At 70.7% G+C, this 18,238-nt stretch carries 11 protein-coding genes; 5 read left to right on the plus strand and 6 right to left on the minus strand.

Annotated features, from left to right (window positions below):
- The first annotated feature begins 167 nt into the window (after positions 1 to 167).
- Entirely contained in the window at positions 168 to 3,314 is a 3,147-nt protein-coding gene (locus D7Y04_RS46600; protein ID WP_121761457.1) for an adenylate/guanylate cyclase domain-containing protein, read from the plus strand.
- Between the two features lie 12 nt (positions 3,315 to 3,326).
- Here the strand turns inward: D7Y04_RS46600 and D7Y04_RS29755 are convergent, their stop codons facing one another.
- The 4 genes from D7Y04_RS29755 to D7Y04_RS29770 are packed head-to-tail and all read right to left on the minus strand — an operon-like array spanning position 3,327 to position 9,066.
- Positions 3,327 to 4,961: a M28 family metallopeptidase gene (locus tag D7Y04_RS29755; RefSeq protein WP_121761538.1), complete on the minus strand. Its 1,635-nt coding sequence runs from the start codon at positions 4,959 to 4,961 to the stop codon at positions 3,327 to 3,329.
- A 42-nt stretch (positions 4,962 to 5,003) separates the two neighbouring features.
- Positions 5,004 to 7,028: a glucans biosynthesis glucosyltransferase MdoH gene (gene mdoH / locus D7Y04_RS29760; RefSeq protein WP_121761458.1), complete on the minus strand. Its 2,025-nt coding sequence runs from the start codon at positions 7,026 to 7,028 to the stop codon at positions 5,004 to 5,006.
- A 47-nt stretch (positions 7,029 to 7,075) separates the two neighbouring features.
- Positions 7,076 to 7,591 carry a hypothetical protein gene (locus tag D7Y04_RS29765; RefSeq protein ID WP_120600297.1) on the minus strand — a complete coding sequence of 172 codons (516 nt, stop codon included), beginning with the start codon at positions 7,589 to 7,591 and terminating at the stop codon, positions 7,076 to 7,078.
- The gene (locus tag D7Y04_RS29770) at positions 7,579 to 9,066 is read right to left on the minus strand and encodes a glucan biosynthesis protein (RefSeq protein WP_370457246.1); all 1,488 of its coding nucleotides are present in this window, start codon (positions 9,064 to 9,066) and stop codon (positions 7,579 to 7,581) included. Before D7Y04_RS29770 ends, D7Y04_RS29765 begins: the two co-directional genes overlap by 13 nt.
- A 560-nt stretch (positions 9,067 to 9,626) precedes the next feature.
- On the opposite strand from D7Y04_RS29770, the gene D7Y04_RS29775 reads away from it, so the two are divergent.
- The 4 genes from D7Y04_RS29775 (at position 9,627) to D7Y04_RS29790 (ending at position 15,121) form a co-directional block, all read left to right on the plus strand.
- Positions 9,627 to 11,087, plus strand: a complete 1,461-nt coding sequence (locus D7Y04_RS29775) for a DEAD/DEAH box helicase (RefSeq protein WP_120598798.1) — start codon at positions 9,627 to 9,629, stop codon at positions 11,085 to 11,087.
- 233 nt (positions 11,088 to 11,320) lie between these two features.
- On the plus strand, positions 11,321 to 13,411 hold the full coding sequence (locus D7Y04_RS46605; protein ID WP_121761460.1) for a serine/threonine-protein kinase: 2,091 nt from the start codon (positions 11,321 to 11,323) through the stop codon (positions 13,409 to 13,411).
- A 52-nt stretch (positions 13,412 to 13,463) separates the two neighbouring features.
- Positions 13,464 to 14,285 carry a hypothetical protein gene (locus D7Y04_RS29785; RefSeq protein WP_121761461.1) on the plus strand — a complete coding sequence of 274 codons (822 nt, stop codon included), beginning with the start codon at positions 13,464 to 13,466 and terminating at the stop codon, positions 14,283 to 14,285.
- 11 nt (positions 14,286 to 14,296) lie between these two features.
- Positions 14,297 to 15,121, plus strand: a complete 825-nt coding sequence (locus tag D7Y04_RS29790; RefSeq protein WP_121761462.1) for a hypothetical protein — start codon at positions 14,297 to 14,299, stop codon at positions 15,119 to 15,121.
- Positions 15,122 to 15,133: 12 nt separating this feature from the next.
- On the opposite strand, the gene D7Y04_RS29795 is transcribed toward D7Y04_RS29790, so the two are convergent.
- Together D7Y04_RS29795 and D7Y04_RS29800 are read right to left on the minus strand one after the other, a co-directional pair.
- Positions 15,134 to 16,099 carry a 3-oxoacyl-[acyl-carrier-protein] synthase III C-terminal domain-containing protein gene (locus tag D7Y04_RS29795; RefSeq protein WP_121761463.1) on the minus strand — a complete coding sequence of 322 codons (966 nt, stop codon included), beginning with the start codon at positions 16,097 to 16,099 and terminating at the stop codon, positions 15,134 to 15,136.
- Between the two features lie 5 nt (positions 16,100 to 16,104).
- Positions 16,105 to 18,021 (minus strand): thiamine pyrophosphate-binding protein, encoded by a 1,917-nt coding sequence (locus D7Y04_RS29800; protein WP_120598794.1) that lies wholly within the window; start codon positions 18,019 to 18,021, stop codon positions 16,105 to 16,107.
- Positions 18,022 to 18,238 lie beyond the last annotated feature (217 nt).

The following is an 18,238-nucleotide window of genomic DNA, read 5'->3' on the forward strand; positions in this document are numbered from 1 at the left end:
CGATCACAAGTGCTCACTAGCGGCGCACCACCCTGCCCGTCAGGTGCGCGTTGCCGTTCCGGCCCGTACTGCTTTCCATGTGAGGCGCCAGCGGCACGGGGGTCACCCTCACGGGCGACAGGAGGGTGGGAGCGGGTGGGGGTTCCTGGCATCGGGGAGAGCGGGAGATGGGAGAGGCCTTCCGAAGACTCACGGTCGTCGCGCCCCCGGCCGACGATGGCGCCTCCGTCCCTGCTCCGCCGCCCGCCCGGCACCTGCCGCCCACCGGTTCGGTGGCGCTCGTCTTCACCGACATCCAGGGGTCCACGCGGCTGTGGGAGCGCTGTGGCCAGGCCATGCGCGACGCGCTGGAGCTGCATGACGGCGTGCTGCGCGCGCTGCTGCTGGGCACCGACGGCTACGAGGTGAAGTCGCAGGGCGATGCCTTCATGGTCGCGTTCGCGTCCCCGGTGGAGGCGGCGCACTGGTGCCTGCGCGCGCAGGAGGCGCTGCTGCACACGAGCTGGCCGGAGGCCTTGCTGGAAGAGCCGGACGCGGCGGAGGAGCACGCGCCGGAAGGGCTGAGCCACCGGGGCCTGCGCGTGCGCATGGGCGTGCACGTGGGCGAGCCCGACTGCCGCCTGGATCCGTCCACGCACCGGCTGGACTACCTGGGGCCTCCGGTGAACATCGCGGCGCGGGTCGCGGACGCGGGACATGGCGGCCAGGTGCTGCTGAGCGGCGCGGCGTGGACCCGCATCCAACCGGAGCTGGCGGCGCTGGGGATGCCCATCGCGCGCGCACTGGGGTCCTTCCGCTTGCGCGGCGTGAGCGACAGCGTGGCGCTGGTGGAGCTTCTGCCCGCGTCGCTCGCGCACCGCCGCTTTGGCTCCCTGCGAGCCCCGCGCGAACGGCCCGGCAACGTGCCCACGCTGCGGCAGGACCTGGTGGGGCGCGCAGAGGAGCTGGACACGCTCCGTCAGTGGGTATCAGAAGGCGCGCGGCTGATCAGCATCCTGGGCCCTGGGGGCATGGGCAAGACACGGCTGGCCACGCACTTCGGCGCGCTGGAGTCCGACGCGGGCACGTGGGAGGGCGGCGTCTGGCGATGCGACCTGGAGGAAGCGCTGACGGAGGGCGACCTCTGTCACGCGGTGGGCCGGGCCCTGGGCGTGCCGCTCACCGCGGACGGAGACGGCAGCACGCCCGCGGAGCGGCTGGGGCGCGCGCTCGCGGGATGTGGCGACGTGCTGGTCATCCTGGACAACGTGGAGCAGGTGGTGCGGCACGTGCCCTCGACGCTGGGGCGCTGGTGGGTGCTGGCGCCGCGCGCCCGTTTCCTCGTCACGACCCGAGAAGCCCTGCGGCTGCCAGGGGAGCGAGTGCTGGATCTGGCCCCGCTGGCCCTGCCGGATCCGTACGAGACGCGCTGGGACGTCATCCTGCGCTCGGACGCGGTGCGCCTGTTCGTGCAGCGGGCCCGGGAGACGCGCGGCGACTTCATCCTGACCGACGCGGACGCCCCGCGCGTCTCGGACATCGTGCGGCAGCTGGACGGCATCGCGCTGGCCATCGAACTGGCCGCGGCGCGCGTGAGCGTGCTGGGCGTGGAGCAGTTGCGCGAGCGGCTGTCGAAGCGCTTCGATCTGCTGCGCGTGGGGCGGCGGGACGCGCCCGCGCGACAGGCGACGCTGCGAGGTGCCATCGACTGGTCGTGGAACCTGCTGGAGCCGGCCGAGCGCGACGCGCTGGCGCAGTGCTCGGTGTTCCGGGGCGGCTTCACGTTGGAGGCCGCCGAAACCGTGCTGGTGCTGCCGGAGGGCTCGCCGGACGTGCTGGAGGTGGTGCACTCGCTGCGCTCCCAATCGCTCCTGTGCGCGCGCGAGGTGGGGGCTCCCGGCGGATTCCTGCGCCTGGGGCTGTACGAGAGCATCCGCGAGTACGCGGCGCTGCGGCTGCACGAGATGGGCGACGAAACGGCGTGTGAGACCCGGCACGCGGACACGTACCTCCAGGTCGCGGGACTGCTGCGGGAGCGCGTGCAGAAGACGGGCGGCGCGACGGCGCTGCGGCGGCTTGCCCTGGAGCGAGAGAACCTGCTGGCCGCGTGCGCCAACGCGATGGCCGTCCGTCCCGCGACCGCCGAGTCCCTGGGCCGAGCGATGGAGACGCTGGTGGCGCTGGAGCCGGATGCGCGCACGCGTGGACCGGTGGGGCTGCTCGTGGAGCGGCTGGAGCGTGTGCTGGAGGCATCGGCCCACGTCTCCGTGGCACCACTGAAGCGCGCGGAGGCGCTCGCGGTGCTGGGCCGCGCGTACATGGACGCAGGACAGGCGGAGTATGCGCGCCAGGCCCTGGAGGAGGCGCGTGGTGTCTTCCACATGTTGAGGGAGTCGGCGGCGGAGAAGCGCGTGCTCGTGGACCTGTCCATCGTCGCCCGTCACGCCGGAGACGGGGCCGCCGCGTGGACGCTGATGCGCGACGCACAGGCGCTGCCCTCCGGAAGCGACCGCTGGCTGGAGGCCTACGCAGTGGGCAACCTGGGCCTCGTCGAACAGGTGCGCCACGGGCCGGAGGCGGCCATCCCCCACCTGCGCGAGTCGCTGGCGCTGTTCCGCGAAGTGGGCGACGTGACGTTCGAGGTGGGCTTCCTCACCAACTGTGCGGTCGCCATCGGCGAGGCGGGCGACGCCGGTGAAGCCGTGATGCTCCTGGGCGAGGCGCTGGGCCGCGCGCTGAGCGTGGAGGACCGCGCGGGTCAGGCGCTCGCGAGCATCAACCTGGGCTGCTACCTGATGGACGCGGGCGGCATCGCGGAGGCCTGCGAACACCTGGAGTCCGCGGTGCGCCTGTCGCGGCTCCTGGGGCTGCGGCTGCTGGAAGGCACGGCGTTGGGCGAACTGGGCCGCGCCTCGCTCGCCCGGGGGGACTGGACGCAGGCACGCGCGGCGCTGACGGAGGCGGTCACCATCCTGGGCCGTGCGTCCCGCTGGCAGGCCCTGCGGTTCATCGCGCACCGGGCCGCGCTGGAGGCCGCGTGCGGTGAGCTGCGCGCCGCGCGAGAGGGCTTCGCCGGACTGGAAGGAGCCCCCGAGCTGCGCGAGGACCCTGCCCTCTTCCAGCTCGTGGATCTGCTCCGCGCGGCGCTCGACCTGGCCGAAGCCGACGCCGCGCCCGCGCGAAGCCCCGAAGGCAACACTGCCAGGGCCGCCGCCCGACGCCGTATCGAAGCGGCCCGGAACGCCCCGCGTGAAACCGCGTCGTCCGACATCCGCTGCGCGCTCCGCTTCCTGGAGGCCCGCCCCGGCGTCACCGACACGCGCCTGGATGCGTGAAGGCGCTCCGGCTTACGGGGCCGGAGCCGCCTCCGGCGCCGGCTTCGCGAAGCGACGGAAGAAGCTGTCGTCGTTCCAGTACGGCCGGCCGGGGGCGTCCGCCACCGCGTTCGTCAGCGTGGTCAGGAAGGTGATGAAGCGCGCGGCGCCCTCGTGGTCCACGGGCTGCTGCGCCAGGTCATCCGACGGCGCGTGGTAGCGCTCGGCCAGCCACTGCTTGAACACCTTCTGCTCCTCCGAATCCGGCGTGTAGCCGAACTTGAAGAAGAGCGCGGGCACGCCCTCGCGGATGAACGAGTACTGATCGCTGCGCACGAACAGGTTGCGGTCCGGCTCCGGATCCGGGAGCACCTGCACGTCCAGCTTCGCCGCCACCTCCGCCAGCGGCACCGCGAGCGAGGACTCGTCCTTGCCGTGCGCCACCACGGAGGTGAACGGCCAGTGGGGCATGAACATGTCCAGGTTGAAGTCCGCCACGATGGAGGTGATGGGCACCGGCGGCCGGGACGCGAAGTACTTCGACCCCAGCAGCCCCTTCTCCTCCCCCGTCACCAGCGCGAACACCACCGAGCGCTTCGGCTTCTCCTGCTGATCATGCAGCTGCCGCGCGACCTCCAGCACCGCCGCCACGCCGGACGCGTTGTCCATGGCGCCGTTGTAGATGCGGTCCCCCTTCACCGGCTCGCCGACGCCCACGTGGTCCAGGTGCGCGCTGAGCACCACGTACTCCTTCGCGAGCACCGGATCCGTGCCCGGCATCACGCCCACCACGTTCATGGACTTGAGCGGCTTCACGTCGAAGGCCAGCTTCGCCTTCAGGCGCAGCGGCAGGTCGAACTTCGGCAGCGGCTTGTCCGCGTTGGCCAGCGCCACCAGCTCCTCGTAGGTGTGCGGCGCGCCCTCCAGCCACTTCTGCGACTGCGTGACGTTCGCCACCACCGTGACCTTCAGCCCGCGCGAGTCATTGAGCGACGAATCCGCGAACACCACCGTGGGGTTCTTGTTGGAGCCCACGACGCGCTCCCACGGCAGCTCCAGCAGCTTCGGGTTCTGGAGGTACACGACCCCCACGACCCCCGCCGCCTTGAGCACCTTCAGCCGCTCCGCCCACGAGGAGAAGTGCGACTTCACCGGGCCCGGGATGTTCCCTGGCCCGCCCTGAAGCATCACCACCACCTTGCCCTTCAGGTCCAGGCCCGCGTAGTCGTCGTGGCCCATCTCGGGGATGGACAGGCCGTAGCCCACGAACACCAGCGGAGCTTCCACGGTGCCGTTGTCGCCTTGCCGAGACGACAGCACGACGTCCTCGCCCTGCACCAGCGGCAGCGTCTTGCCGTCCTTCACCAGCGCGACGCTGGACTTCGACTCGATGAGGCGGCGCGACTGCAGCGCCATGGGCTGCAGGAAGCCCGTCTTCAGCATCGGCTTCACGCCGAGCGAGGCCAGCTCCTTGGACACGTAGCCCGCGGCCGTCGCGTAGCCCTTGCTGCCCGTGTCACGCCCCTCCATCGCGTCACTGGCGAGCACCTCCACGTGCTTCCACCAGCGGTCCTCGGCCACCTGGGGCTTGGATGCGGGAGCCTCCGCGGCGAAGACCCCGGAGGACACGAACAGCGCGAGCGTGGCGGCGGACGAGACCCGTTTCATGCCCCGGAGCATCCAGGGCGAAGCGGAGTCATGCAACCGGGATCAGGCCTGCACGCCCAGTCGCCGGCCGCGCAGCTCCGACAGTGTGCGCGCGTCCAACAGCACCGCGGACTTCTCCTGCGGGGACAGGGGCTCTACCCCGCCCGCCAGCAGCTTGCGCCGGGCGGAGGCCAGCGCCACGGGGACGCTCGCCGTCGGGTGGGACTCCAGCAGCGCCAGGTGCAGCGCATGCGCGCGAGGGTCGGAGAGCACGTGATCCAACGCGTCGTCCACCGGCTCCATCCCCTCCTCCGCCAGCTCCTGCGCGCGCACCAGTACGGTGGGCGGCTCGGCCTCCTCCGGAATGAGGAACAGGCCCTTCCGCTGCGCCCACAGGCCCAGCGACGCGCGGGCGGTGAAGACGGAGATGGCCGGAGCCAGCCACAGCCCGACGATGACCGGCGACAGCCACGCCAGCATCCCCGGCGCCACCGCGATCGTCAGCGCCGCGAGCACCCCGCCAATCACCATGTGCCACTTGTGCCGGCTCAGCGCCTCCGACCACGGCAGGTCCGTGTCCTCGCGCTGCTGGCTGGACCAGTTCACCTTGTAGCCAAGCAGCGTCCCGAACACGAAGTGCGACTGGAAGAGCATCATCACCGGCGCCATCAGCGTGGACACCACGCCCTCCAGCATCACGCTCAGCACCAGCTTGAACCGGCCGCCCATCCGCGCCGCCTCCTCGCGGTTCGCGAGCAGCAGGCCCAGGCCCATCAGCCGGGGAATCCACAGGAGCGCCAGCGACAGCGCCATCAGCCGCAGCGCGCCCACGGTGTCGAACGCGTCTCCGCCCGGCAGCGTGGACTGGAACTCCAACAGCGTCGCGGGCGCGAAGAACCACTCGTGCAGCGCGGCGAACAGGCCCGCCACCAGGAAGATGAGCCACAGGGGCGACGCCACGTAGGACATCACGCCCATGAGGAAGTGCATCCGGCTCATCGGATGCAGGCCGCCCGCCATCACCAGGCCCAGGTGCTGGAGGTTGCCCTGGCACCAGCGGCGGTCGCGCTGCGCGTACGCGAGCAGGTCCGGCGGCGGCTGCTCGTAGCTGCCGCCCAACTCCGGCACCAGCCACACCGTGTAGCCGGCGCGGCGCATCAGCGCGGCCTCCACGAAGTCGTGGCTGAGGATGTGACCGCCAAACGGCTGCTGGCCCGGCAGCACCGGCAGGCCGCAGTGCTCGATGAAGGGCGCCATGCGCAGGATGGCGTTGTGGCCCCAGTAGTTGGAGTCCCCCATCTGCCACGCCGCCGCGCCCGCGGCCACGATGGGTCCGTACACGCGCCCGGCGAACTGCTGAAGCCGCGCGAACAGCGTGGATCGCCCCACGTTCTGCGGCGGCACCTGGAGGATGCCCGCGCCCGGGTTCAGCTCCATCAACCGGGCCATCTGCACCACGCTGTCGCCCGCCATCAGGCTGTCGGCGTCCAGCACCAGCAGGAAGTCGTAGCGGCGGCCCCAGCGCTCACAGAACTCCGCCAGGTTGCCCGCCTTCTTGGCCGTGTTGTCGGAGCGGCGGCGGTAGAAGATGCGCCCCTGCCCGCCCACCCGGCGGCACAGCTCCGACCACGCCAGCTCCTCCGCCACCCACGACTCCGCCCGCGTGGAGTCGCTCAGCACGTAGAAGTCGAACGCGTCCAGCTGCCCCGTCGCGGCGATGGACTCATACGTGGCCTGCACGTGCGCGAACACGGCGGACGGGTCCTCGTTGTAGACGGGCATCACCACCGCGGTGCGGCGCGTGAGTGGACCGGCCGCCTCCTCCTCGGTGGGCCAGCGCAGACCCGGCAGCCGCTGGTTCGCCACCAGCTGGATGAAGCCGGCGACGCCGCTCCAGAACGACAGGGCAATCCACGCGAAGCACACCGCGAACAGGCCCAGCACGAACAGCTCCGGCACCGTGGTGCCGTGGGCCGCGAGCAGCCGGTGCATCTCCACGGAGGCGAAACCGGTGGACAGGGCCGCCAGGCCCAGCACCATCACGCGACGGGGCCGCGCCAGGGCCGGAGTGTAGGGTTGGGCGTTCATGCGGACTCCGGGCTCCCGTGCGGCTTCGCGGTGTGTGAGGTGCGCGCCTAGCGCGACGGCGACACGCCGGCCTGGCCAGCTGCGGGACGCAGCCAGCGGCGCAGCATGTCCATGAAGGGATTGAGCACGAGCACCTGCTCGCGCATCTGGCAGGGCACCTCCGCCGGGGCGGACATGGGCACTGCTTCACACACCGCGCGGCGCCAGGCCTCCGGCAGCGAGGACGGAGCGCGCATCAGCACGTCCGCGCCCCAGCGCGCGCCGCCCACCAGCACGAACGCGGCCCGGCCCCGCACCATCAGCGACGGCCCCACATGCGACGGCCCCAGCACCTCCGCCAGCCAGCCCTCCACGCGCCACCGCGCGAGCGCCAGCGCGGCCTCCGGCGACAGGGACAGCTCACGCGTGCCCAGGACCCAGCCCGCCAGCTTCTCCAGGTCGTTGCGGCCGGTGAAGCCGAAGTCCTGGAAGAAGCTCACCAGCGCGGCGCGGGTGTCCGCGCGGGCCTCCTGGGGCATCGCAGGCGCGAAGGTGATGAACGGGTGCGTGGTCACGGAATCCACAGGTAGCTCCAGGTCTCGGTGAGGGTCTCGGAACCGCGTTTCAGGAAGCAGCGCAGCTCGACGGGGCCTTCTCCGTCGGGCATGAGCTCGAAGGCCGCGCGGAAGCCACCCGTGACGGCGTGGACCTCCGCTCGCGGGTGCAGCACCTGGCCGCGGGAAGCGGTGACGACCGCCTCCACGGGACCCGTGCCCTCCACGCTGGCCTTCGTGAAATCGAGGACGAAGCGACGCGCCCCCGGCTTGCTGCCCGCCGCGACACGCGTCGCCGCGACGGTGGAACCTCCGGCCTTCGCGCCCTCGGGGGAGAAGCCCCAGGACAGCCGGTAGGAGAAGCGAAGTTGTGCACCCGCCTGCACCGGTGCATCCGGCACCCAGAAGGCCACGATGTTGTCGTGGATCTCTTCACGGGTGGGCAGCTCCACGAGCCGCACGGAGCCCGCGCCCCAGTCACCCACCGGCTCCACCCAGGCGCCAGGACGACGCTCGGAGTGCGCCTCCAGGTCCTCATAGCTGGTGAACGCCTGGTCGCGCTGCAACAGGCCGAAGCCCGACAGCCCGTCCGTGTGGAAGCTGCTCGTCTGGATCTGCTTCGGGTTCTTCAGGGGGCGCCACAGCTTCTCGCCGTTCTTCGTCCACACGGAGATGCCGTCGGAGTCGTGCACCTCCGGGCGGAAGTCGTCGAAGTCGCCCCGGTCGTTCTCTCCAAAGAGGAACATGCTGGTGAGCGGCGCCACGCCCAGTTGGCGCACCGCCTTGCGCGCGAACACCGTGGAGTCCACGTCCATCACGGTCCGCTCACCGGGGCGGATGGCGAAGCGATACGCGCCCGTGACGCTGGGGCTGTCCATCAGCGCGTGCACCACGACGGTGTCGGAGCCCTTCGCCGGCGTCTCCAGCCAGAACTCGCGGAACGTGGGGAACTCCTCGCCCCCCGGCTGCGCCGTGTCGATGGCGAGCCCGCGCGCGGACAGGCCGTACAGGTTGCCCTTGCCCAGCGCGCGGAAGTAGCTGGCGCCCAGGAAGACCACCAGCTCGTCGTAGTAGTCCTTCGTGTTGAGCGGCGCGTTGAGGCGGAAGCCCGCGAAGCCGTTCACCTTGCCCTTGGGCGGCGTGCCCACCAGGGGGCCGTAGGTGAACTGCTCCGTGGAGAACGGGACCGGGCGCGCCTTGCCGCCCTCCACCACGTTCACGCCCACCGGACGGGTGTAATAAAAACCGGGGTGGAAGAACTGTGCCCTGAAAGGAAGCGCTTCTTCACCCCACAGCGACGCGGAGTCGCGGAAGCGGATGTCCCGGTACTGATCGTAGGTGAGCTTCTCGAAGGACGGCGGCACGCCAATGGGCGGCTCCTGGTACGGCTTCGCGGCCAGCGCGCGGGCCTTCTCCTCCACCGTCTGGGCGGAGAATCCGGAGGCCTTCGCCGTCCCCGCCTTCGGCTGCTGGGCGCACGCCAGTGCCGCCACGCACAGCCCCATCCCCCAGGCCATCCCCACCGTCTGTCGCTGCCACCGCTTCAAATCCCGCTCCTCACCAGGGTCCACCGCCCGCGCCAGTACGGCGCGACGCGGCAAAGGCTAGCAACGGTCATGCCAAGCGGCAGGGGTTGGGGAATTTCCCAATCATTCCAAGGACCTGCCCAAAGCAGGCTCCCGTCACTTCCTTGCAACACCAATGATTTCGGCGGCTTGAGAGGGCGCTGAGAGAGGGGGCTGGCGGCGCCTGGAGTGGAGGGTTGTGGACGATGGGGACAGGCGGCCAACAGCCCTGTCCGAAATCTCCACAGCGGTCGGGGGCAGGCGGGCGGGGAGATTTCCCGGGACATTGCCTCCCGTTGCAGGCAGTGTGGCCGGGCCCTGGGCGGCACCGGGAATCGTTCCGGAGGCTCAGGGGTTCCAAGTCGTTCGCAGGTGCCTCGGGCCGCTGATTGGCCTGACCGCGTACCGCCAGGCGCCCCCGCAATACCGCGAGAGGGCGCGCTGCGCGGTCGGTCCCCCGCCTGAGGGGGAGTGCGCCGACCCTACTCATGCGGGATTTCATGACTTTTGACGAACTGCAGTTGACCGATTCGCTCCTCAAGGCCGTCAAGGCGGAGGGCTACACCACGCCGACGCCCATTCAGGCGAAGGCGATTCCCCATGCCCTGGCGGGCAAGGACGTGCTGGGCGTGGCCCAGACGGGCACGGGCAAGACGGCGGCGTTCGCGCTGCCCATCCTCCAGCGTCTGTCGGCGAAGGCGCCCGCGGGCGGCGCGCGTCCGGTGCGTTGCCTGGTGCTGACGCCCACGCGCGAGCTGGCCAGCCAGGTGAGCGACAGCTTCGTCACCTACGGCAAGAACCTGCCCCTGCGCCACGCGGTGGTGTTCGGCGGCGTGGGCCAGAATCCGCAGGTCCAGGCGCTGCGCCAGGGCGTGGACATCCTGGTGGCGACGCCGGGACGCCTGTTGGATCTCATCGACCAGGGGTTCGTGACCCTGCGCGCGCTGGAAGTGTTCGTGCTGGATGAAGCGGACCGCATGCTGGACATGGGGTTCATCCACGACGTGCGGCGGGTCATCAAGGTGCTGCCGCAGGTGCGCCAGACGCTGTTCTTCAGCGCGACGCTGCCGCCGGACATCATGGACCTGGCGCGCAACATCCTGAAGGATCCGGTGCGCGTGGAGGTGTCTCCCGCGTCCAGCACCGCGGAAACGGTGAGCCAGCAGGTGTACTTCGTGGAGCGCGAGGAGAAGCGCGCGCTGCTCACGCACCTGCTCCAGGACGCGAAGGCGATTCCGCGCGCGCTGGTGTTCACGCGCACGAAGCACGGCGCCAACCGCGTGGCCAAGCAGCTGACGGCGGCGGGCGTGCGTGCGGATGCCATCCACGGCAACAAGAGCCAGAACGCCCGCGAGCGCGCGCTGGACGAGTTCCGCGCCGGCACCCTGCGCGTGCTGGTGGCCACGGACATCGCGGCGCGCGGCATCGACATCGACGGGCTGTCGCACGTGTTCAACTACGACCTGCCCAACGTGCCGGAGCAGTACGTGCACCGCATCGGCCGCACGGGCCGCGCGGGCGCCAGCGGCCAGGCCGTGTCCTTCTGCGACTCCGAGGAGCGCGCGTACCTGCGCGACATCGAGCGCACCATCCGCCGCAGCGTGCCGGTGGTGGCGGACGCCGCGTTCCGCTCGCACCTGCCCCCTCCCCTGCCCGGTGACGTGGAGGAGAGCCGTCCTCCGATGAACCGCGGTGGCCGGGGCCAGTCGCGCGGCGGTGGCGGTGGTGGCGGCGGCGGTGGTCAGCGTCGGAGTGGCGGGCAGCAGCGCCGCGGTGGTGCCGGCGGCGGTCAGGGCCGTCCGAATGGTGGCCAGTCGCGTCAGGCCAGCGGTGGCGGGAATGCCCAGGCGCCGCGCGGTGGTGGCCAGGGCCGTTCGCAGCAAGCCCGTCCGGCGGTGGCTTCGCCTGCCGCGGGGCCGAGCTCGCCTCCGCCTCGCCGCACGATGTCCAAGTGGGGCTGAGTCCCCTTCCCGGGTAGGGCGCGGCCTTTTGTAAGGCGCGCCTTTTCCGGGTGTGAGGGTTGGACTTGAGTTCATGACGCCCGGCTCCTCTCACGAGGGTCCGGGCGTTCGACTGTCCGGGGTATGGCGGCGGGGAGTCGGGCGCGTTCCCTGGCGGATGGGGCGTGGTAGCGTGGCGCCGTGTTTCACGGCGGTGCATCGCACCCCTTTTGTCATCAGGACACGCCCTCTTCATGACGCGCTCGGCTGACGGTGAGCTGCACATCGATTCGGTCCTCCGGAATACCTACAAAGTCGTCTCCGTGTTGGGGCGGGGCGGCATGGGTTCGGTATTCCTGGCCCAGCACCTGCGGCTTCCGGGCAAGCAGGTCGCGGTGAAGGTGCTGCGGGTAGGTGATCACGTGGGGCCGGACCTCCACGTGCGCTTCCGGCGCGAGGCGGAGATCGCCTCCCGGCTGGGGCACCCGAACATCGTGGAGGTGCTGGACTTCGACACGCTGGAGGACGGCAGTCCGTTCCTGGTGTTGGAGTACCTGCGTGGCGAGAGCCTCGCGGACCGGCTGCGTCGCGGGCGGCTGACGTTGGAGGAGGTGTTCTCCTTCACGCGGCAGATGGGGTCCGCGTTGCAGACGGCGCACCGCGCGGGTGTCGTGCACCGCGACCTGAAGCCCGCGAACATCTTCCTGGTGCCCACGGACTCCGGCGGAGTGGTGGGCGAGCGGGTGAAGCTGCTCGACTTCGGCATCTCCAAGGTCATGTCGTCGGAGACGCTGCAGACGCAGGAGGCGGTGCTCATCGGCACGCCGCAGTACATGTCGCCGGAGCAGGCGCAGGGGCAGAACAGCCGCATCGACGCGCGGACGGACCTGTTCGCGCTGGGCGGCATCGTGTTCGAGATGCTCTCCGGGATGACGCCCTTCGGTGGCGGGTCGCTCGTGCAGATCATCTACCGCGTGGTGCACGAGCCGCCGGTGTCGCTGGCCAATCTGATGCCGGACCTGCCGCCGAACGTCGCTAGGGCGGTGGCGCGGGCGCTGGAGAAGAACCCGGATCACCGCCATCAGGACGTCGCGTCGTTCATCGCGGAGCTCACGGGCACGCAGCTCCAGTCGCTGCCGGAAACGGCGGAGCAGATCGAAGCCCGGACCTTCGGGCGCGCGAAGCGTCCCTCTGGCGTCGCCCTCCCCTCCGTGGCGCCGAGCGACGACGACGGGACGGGCGCCACGATGGCGCCGTCGAACAAGGGGCCTGGGACGGGCCGCTTTGGCGCGGATGCATTGGCGGCGCCGGATGACATCGGCTTCGACGCGACGATGGCGCCGCGAGCCGGCGGCACGGTCCCATTCGGACAGCAGCCGCAGGTGGCTGGCGGCACGATGGGCTTCGGCGCCACGCAGATGCCCGGGAGCGGCATGGGGAGCTCGGGCGTGGCCCTGCCGGTGCCCGGTGTCCCCGCGCAGTCACCGGCCAGCTACAGCGGACAGCAGGTCGCCCAGGGCTACGGTACGGGTCAGCACGTCGCTCCGGGCAGCATGGGCGGACAGCAGGTCGTACCGGGAAGCTACGGTGGCCAGCAGGCGGTGCCGGGCAGTCTCGCGGGGGCTGTCGGTCCCCAGGGGCAGCCACTCGCCCCGGTGAGCATGTCGGGCCAGCCGGGAATGCCGGGGCCGATGACGATGCCTGCCGCGGTCCCGCCCAAGTCGCGCGTGATTCCCATCGCGGGCGCCGCCGCGTTGATCCTCGGTGCCGTGGGACTCGGCTGGTGGTTGCGGCCCGGACCGCCGCCCATGGATCCGCCGCCCGTCATGCACGCGGGTCAGGATCACGTCCCGCCGCCGCGCGCAGGGCCGCCTCCCGAAGGCCCGCCGCCGGTCATGCACGCGGGCCCGAATCACGCGCCCCCGCCGCCCGTGGGTCCGCCGCCACAGCCTCCACCGCCTGTCATGGCGCAGAACGATCCGCCAGCGATCGTCGATCCCCAGGTGCAGCAGACCAAGACGACAGGCAAGCCGAACACCCGGCCGGGCGGCAAGACGCAGGCTCCGCGCATCCCCCTGGAGCCTACCGACGCCGTCGCGATCAGCGATCTGAAGGACGCCCGCGCCGCGGCTGCGCGCAAAGACGTGGACTCCGCGGTCCGAGCGGCCCAGCGCAGCTACGCGGCCCAGGACAATCTGGCCGCGCACTACCTGGCCATCAAGCTCCGGTGTCAGACCGGAGACATCGTGAACGCCGGCCCCGAGGCGCGAAAGATCAAGCCTTCGGAGCTGACACCGCAGCTCATCACCGAATGTCAGAAGCACGAGATTGAATTGCAGCATTGAGCGAACACCGCCCGTCCGCGCAATCACGGACGGGTGAGGGGGATACACCAACATGAAATGCATCGTCGCCGTGGCCGTGCTGGCCACCCTTCTGGGCACCCTGCCCGCCCGGGCCGCGCCGCCCGCTCCCGTGGAGGCCGGCAAGGTGTTCGTCGGCCCGCAGGGAGAACTGGTCGCCGTCGTTCCCCTCGCGCCCCGTGAGCAGAAGAAGTTCCTCCTGCGCATCCAGGGCACGGGCTCCGTGCTGGACAACCTGGTCCTCCCCTACGTCCTGAACGACTGGAGCAGCCCCAGCACGCGGCGCCAGAACTACACGACCCAGTGGCACGGCAAGGACTACTCGCCGCTCGTCGTCGTGGGCACGCGCACGGAGCTGTACTTCCCCGGCGGCCCCGGCAACGGCATCACCGTCCAGTTCGACGAGGCGCGTTCGCAGAAGCTCAAGCCGGAGGAGGTCTACGCCCAGCACCAGCAGCAGACCCAGAGCGGCCAGCTCGCGAAGCTGATGGCCTTCGACCGCAAGGCAGAGGAAGCCGTCCACGACACCGCCTACTCCGAAGCGCTCCAGGAGCTGAACACCACCTGCGGCACCTCCGTGGCGGGCGCCATCGACTGGACCACCGTCACCGAGCCCTTCCTCAAGGCCCAGAAGATCTCCCGCTACTGCGTCTTCCCCCTCACCGCGCTGAAGGCACTGTGCGAAGTCTCCGAGGAGGCCCGCACCACCGTGAAGGCCCGCCTGAAGCAGATGGACTGCCGCTTCGGCGCCGCGCTGGAGCCCGCGCTGCAGGGCGACCGCTTCGTGTGGACCACCACCCCGGAGGCGACCCAGCAGGAGAAGGCCGCCATCCGCTACTTCAAGAAGCACCTCTAGGCTCGCGCACCATGCTCTTCCAACGCATCCTTCCCGTGGCCGTGCTCCTTTCCGCCACTCCCGCCTCCGCCGTCGAACCGCCGTGGGGCAAGGCGGAGAACCTGGGCCAGCGCATGCTCCTGGAGGCCACCGCCGTCTGCACCGACGGCCGTGGCCACTACGTCGTCTCCGTGCCCCGCGAGGACACGGACGACCTGGAGGATCAGCTCTACTACGGCGACGGCAAGTCCCTGGTCGTGGTGCCGCGCCCCCGCAGCAGGAACCTGTCCGCCACCACCTTCCAGGATCCGCGCTTCTTCAACCCCAGCGGCACCGCCGACTACGACGGCGTGGACCTGCGGGTGCACTCGCAGCTGAACGTGGACACGAAGGAGCGCACCTGCTCCCTGCGCTGCGGCGAGCGCAAGGTGACGCTGGAGATGCTCCCCGGCGCCCAGGCGCGGGAGCTGCTGCGCAAGGCCACCTACGTGCCCAACCCGCAGAAGTTCGTCCCCCACGCGCTGCTGCGTGACTCGGAGGGCACGTACTACTACGTGGACAAGGGCTCCTCGGCCGCGGAGTCCCGCAACTTCCGCGTGTTCATTGGCCCCCGTGGGGACCTGAAGCCGCAGAAGATGACCAACGTGGTCGCGGACTCCGAGGGCGAAATCTTCACCACCAAGAAGGGCCAGCTGCGGCTCGTCATCGACCGCGCGCAGAAGCCCATCTGGATCGAGAAGGCGCGCAAGGAAGTGGAGCTGCGCAACGTCCCCGTGGAGCAGAACCTGCCCCTCATCTACAACGAGCTGGGTGTCTACACGGGCATCCGGCTGGGCACGCCCTGCGACGACCAGTAGCGAGCAGTCCCGCTAGACGCGCACCAGCAACGCCATCTGGTGCGCGCCAATGCCCAGGCCGACCATCACCAGGTACTTCGTGCGCAGCTCGCGGCGGAACCGGGCCAGCGTCACCGGCATGGACGCGTGCACCATGTTCCCGTACTCCTCGAAGGTGTCCAGGTACTCGCGCGGGCGGATCTCCTGCGCCCAGTGGTCCATCAGCTTGCGCGTGGCCTGGTGGGAGATGAGCGTCACGTCCTCGCGCGCCACGCCATGCTTCGCGAGCAGCCGCTCCACCAACCGGGGCGGCCCGTTCATCCCCGACTGCAGGAACGCCTTCACGCCCGCCGCGGGGGCGATGCCGTAGGTAGGGTACGCCAGACCGGACTCCGGCCGCGGGCCCATCATCATCGCGCCGTATTCGTCGCTGAAGGTGTCCGCGCCCCAGTCCACCAGCGTGAGCCCTTCACCCGCGCCCACCACCACCGCGCCCGCCCCGTCGCCAATGCCAATGGCGTGGCCCTGCGTGTAGTCCACGTTGCGGGTCCACGCGGAGCCCACCGCCACCAGCGCGTGCCGGAGGGTGCCCGCGCGCAGGGCCTCCCAGGCCAGCACGATGCCCATCAGGAAGTTGGCGAAGTCCGCGTTCACCGGCACCACCAGCGTGCCCTGGGACAGGCCCAGCTCGCGGTGCACGGCGTACAGCTCGTTCGGCGCGACGAACTCCGACACCGACACGTAGCCGTACAGCCGCTCCACATCCGCAGGCGTCAGCCCCGCGTCCTGCAGCGAGGCGGCGCCGGCCTTCGCGGTGAGCGCGGCCAGGGACTCGCCCTGACCCAGCACCCGGCGCTCACGGTTGCCGTAGAAGAGCGCGTGCTCCCCGCCGCTTCCGGCGGCGCGGCGCAGGGACTCGAACAGCGGGTCGTCGTTGCCGCGAACGTGCTCCGGGACAGCGGCGCCGACTCCCAGGAGCGCGAAGGTCGCGGCGGTCATGGAGGCTACTTCGCGTCCGACGCCACCGCGGCGAAGCGGTCGCCGTACGGCGGGACCTCGCGGTAGTCGATGTGCGCGACGATGACCTGCGGCTGGCCCGTCTCATCCGCGCGGCGCAGCACTTCGGGCAGCAGCGCGTCCAGCTGGCCGGGGCCGTTCACCGTGTAGGCGCGCGCGCCCAGCGACTCGGAGAAGGCCTTCAGGTCCGGGTTGCCCAGGCCGTAGTAGTCATCCTCCAGCGGCACGGTGCGGTCCTGCACGTGCTCGCCGTGGTTCACCATGCCCAGGAAGTTGTCGTTGAGGACGATGGTCACCGTGCCCACGCGGTAGCGCGACGCGGTGATCATCTCCGTGCCGTTCATCAGGAACGCGCCGTCGCCGACGACGGCCACCGCCGCGCGGTCCGGCCGGCCCACCTTGCCGCCGATGACGGCGCCGCAAGACCAGCCCATGGACGACAGGCCGCACGGGTAGAAGATGCGCGCGGGGGGCGTGATGTGCAGCAGGTGCGACGTCCAACCCGTGCAGTTGCCCATGTCGATGTACAGGTCCATGTCCGGGCTCAGGTGCTTGTCGAGCTCCGCCATCAGGTCCTGCGGCTTCACCGAGTCCCGGTCCTGCGGGGTGCGGATGACGGGCGCGGGCTCCGTCAGCGCCATCACCTGCGCCCAGCGCTCCTGCACGCGCGCGCCGCTGGACGGGCCAATCATCTGCCCCAGCTCCGCCAGGCCCGTCATCACCGAGCCCACGTCCGCCACGATGGGCAGCCGCACCGGCAGGAACTGGCCGATGTTGGAGGCGTTCACGTCCACCTGGATGACGTGGTGGATGGCCTGGAAGTAGCGGTGGAAGCTGCGGGAGGCCCACTCACCCAGGCGGCTGCCCAGGACGAGCATCACGTCCACGCCGTCGCGCAGGTACGCCTCGGCGCGCTTGCTGCCGGCCAGGCCCAGCACGCCCAGGGACAGCGCCTCGCGCTCGGAGAACAGCCCCTTGCCGCGCATGCTGGTGGCCACCGGGATGCCGTGCTGGGTGACGAACGCGGTGAACGTCTCGGCGTGCTCCGCCATCGCCTCGCGAGCGCCCGCGCCCAGGAAGATGAGCGGACGGCGCGCGGTGCGCAGCAGCGTGAAGGCGGCGCGCAGGTCCTCGAAGGGGGCGGTCGCCGGACGCGCGCGGAAGGCGCCGCGCGTGGTGGGAACGGAGGCGCGGTGGATGGGCTGGCGCGCGATGTTGGCGGGCACGCTCAGGTGCGCGGCGCCGCCGGGCAGGCCCTGCGCGGTGCGCAGCGAGCGCGCCAGCAGCCGCTGGAAGCTCTGCGCGTCCGGAACGATGGAGGAGCTGGCGCACGCCTGGCGGAACATCTCCACCGTGTTCACGCCGTGGGTGCTGCTGCTCTCCTGGATGGCCATCAGGCCCACGCGGTCCGTGGCGATGTTGCCGCTGATGGCCAGCATGGGCACGCCGTCCAGGTGCGCGGAGGCCACGCCCGTCAGCGCGTTGGTGGCACCCGGGCCCGCCGTCACCATGCACACGCCCAGCTTGCCGGTGGCGCGCGCGTAGCCGTCCGCCATGAACGCCGCGCCACCCTCGTGGGACGCGATGATGAAGCGCATGGACTTGTGCTTGCGCAGCGCCTGCTGGAACGGGGCGATGTTGCCGCCCGGGACGCCGAACACCGCGTCCACCTCTTCCGCCTCCAGGTGCGCGATCACGCAGTCGGCGACCGAGAGGTCCTCCACCGTCTTGAAGCCCCGCGCATTCACGTCCCCGTACATCGGGATCGGATCGCCGTGACGAGCCTCCAGCACGTTCGTCTTTCCCTGGGTCGGCGTCTCGTGCCGGAGTGCCTCGACGGGCACCTCGTTCCGCAGGGTGTTCGACGTAACGGCCTGGAGCTCAGCGAGCGAGGAGTTGGACATTGAAGGACGTCTCCAAGGCCCCGGAACCCGTGAGGTTCGACGCGGATGCTGCGTCGATTCGCTGCCACCGAGTCCGGGGGGACCTCGATGCGTGTGACAGTGTTGCGGGGGTGCTGAAAAACTGCATCCCCTTAATAGCCGAGAAGCGAGCGAGTGTGAAGTAAAATCAGCGGAAAGTTCGCCTGACGCTGGATTCTCAAACTTCGTGACGAGTACC

Origin of the sequence: Corallococcus sp. AB038B (assembly GCF_003668955.1) — a bacterium.
Classification (GTDB): domain Bacteria; phylum Myxococcota; class Myxococcia; order Myxococcales; family Myxococcaceae; genus Corallococcus; species Corallococcus exiguus.

Bases quoted from the DNA above. Each gene is read 5' to 3' on its own strand.
- D7Y04_RS46600 (WP_121761457.1), top strand. From the start codon at position 168: ATGGGAGAGGCCTTCCGAAGACTCACGGTCGTCGCGCCCCCGGCCGAC.
- D7Y04_RS29755 (WP_121761538.1), bottom strand. From the start codon at position 4,961: ATGAAACGGGTCTCGTCCGCCGCCACGCTCGCGCTGTTCGTGTCCTCC.
- mdoH (WP_121761458.1), bottom strand. From the start codon at position 7,028: ATGAACGCCCAACCCTACACTCCGGCCCTGGCGCGGCCCCGTCGCGTG.
- D7Y04_RS29770 (WP_370457246.1), bottom strand. From the start codon at position 9,066: ATGGGGCTGTGCGTGGCGGCACTGGCGTGCGCCCAGCAGCCGAAGGCG.
- D7Y04_RS29775 (WP_120598798.1), top strand. From the start codon at position 9,627: ATGACTTTTGACGAACTGCAGTTGACCGATTCGCTCCTCAAGGCCGTC.
- D7Y04_RS46605 (WP_121761460.1), top strand. From the start codon at position 11,321: ATGACGCGCTCGGCTGACGGTGAGCTGCACATCGATTCGGTCCTCCGG.
- D7Y04_RS29785 (WP_121761461.1), top strand. From the start codon at position 13,464: ATGAAATGCATCGTCGCCGTGGCCGTGCTGGCCACCCTTCTGGGCACC.
- D7Y04_RS29790 (WP_121761462.1), top strand. From the start codon at position 14,297: ATGCTCTTCCAACGCATCCTTCCCGTGGCCGTGCTCCTTTCCGCCACT.
- D7Y04_RS29795 (WP_121761463.1), bottom strand. From the start codon at position 16,099: ATGACCGCCGCGACCTTCGCGCTCCTGGGAGTCGGCGCCGCTGTCCCG.
- D7Y04_RS29800 (WP_120598794.1), bottom strand. From the start codon at position 18,021: ATGTCCAACTCCTCGCTCGCTGAGCTCCAGGCCGTTACGTCGAACACC.